This is a genomic window from Staphylococcus sp. EG-SA-2, from assembly GCF_017152085.1.
Map to the genome: position 1 here is coordinate 1 of NZ_JACYHC010000822.1, position 1,236 is coordinate 1,236.

2 protein-coding genes and 2 pseudogenes are annotated in these 1,236 nt (G+C 25.7%); all 4 read right to left on the reverse strand.

All coding sequences use genetic code 11. The features are described 5' to 3' along the window. Window positions 1-523 (reverse strand): DUF3885 domain-containing protein (locus tag IDG60_RS14830; RefSeq protein ID WP_086896460.1); only part of this gene is annotated, 523 nt, incomplete at its 3' end. Window positions 524-536: 13 nt separating this feature from the next. Continuing rightward, a pseudogene (locus IDG60_RS22465) lies at window positions 537-773 on the reverse strand (SAR2788 family putative toxin); the annotation flags it as partial. 11 nt (window positions 774-784) lie between these two features. Continuing rightward, window positions 785-907 carry a hypothetical protein gene (locus IDG60_RS14835; RefSeq protein ID WP_103143715.1) on the reverse strand — a complete coding sequence of 41 codons (123 nt, stop codon included), beginning with the start codon at window positions 905-907 and terminating at the stop codon, window positions 785-787. 223 nt (window positions 908-1,130) lie between these two features. Beyond that, a pseudogene (locus IDG60_RS14840) lies at window positions 1,131-1,236 on the reverse strand (aldo/keto reductase); the annotation flags it as partial.

Genomic DNA, 1,236 nt, shown 5'->3' on the forward strand with positions numbered 1-1,236 from the left:
GCCATAGACCTCTATCATCATATAAATGATATATTAAGTTTTTAGTATTGTTAATTATATATATTTCAGAATAATTATCATTCTGATTGATATTTGGAACTAACCCTTTAAAGTCTTGATTGGATATAGCTTTTAATAATTTTTTATATTTTATATCTTTTATGGAACACTTATATGAAAACTCCTCGCACAAAATATTATCATCCTTCTCCTTTTTATATTCTTTAAAGTAATACAATTCATCTATTGTTAACGATGTAAATTTTTTTATAACATTTGTTTTCTTATAAGGTTCACTATAAACATATACTACATGAACCAAATTTATAGAATCAGAAGGCGAAAACAAATCTTCAAAAATGTTTATTGCATTATCATATACAGCTAAAAAATAAGTATTATTGATAGTTTTACCGTCCTCCAAAAACTGGTATTTATCGCCACTTAAACTTAAATGAATTGCGTTTTTTACCTTTCTAAAATTCAACTTTTTTATATCCAAATTATTTATATCAAAGCACATAATTTACAACACCTTATTCCCTTAAGATTTTTCCTTCTTTAGTTAAAGAAGCTATTCTTTTTCCTTTGTTATTTATTAACTTCCAATAAGAACCACCATGTGATTGCCCTTTATTTTTGGAAATAGTCCATTTAGTTTTTGGATCTCTCCAGGTAGGATTTTTCCCTTAAACCTTTTGAGTAAATTTACCAATACTCATCCCCTTATCATTTAACAAACTTTTATTAATGTTTTTGGTTATATTATGAGTCTTTACTGCTTTTAGATTGTAAAAATTATCGTCATAAATAGTGGCATTTTCCGAGATTCAAATGGTACAAAGTACATTGTAATATGCATAATGATACCTGTAATTAATGTAATAATAGAAAAGTGTATATATATATCATATCGCCACCTGCTATACAACTTATTAAATAATTAATTCCAAGACATATTAATTATCTAATTATAACCTTAGTTACGTTATTACATAATATAAAAATATATAATAACTTATTTGCTTGCTCCTTTCACTTTTAAGAGTAATAAAATAACCTGAAACATAGACTTTAACATCCAAGTTCAGGTTAGCGTAATGTAAATGATTTACTTTGTTATATTATGATTAAACATCTAATTCTCTGCTTGTAAGTGCTTTAATCATCTCTGGATCAGCATGTGAGAAAAATTGGCTATTACTTTCTTCTAATGTCGCAATTTGTTGTTTATCT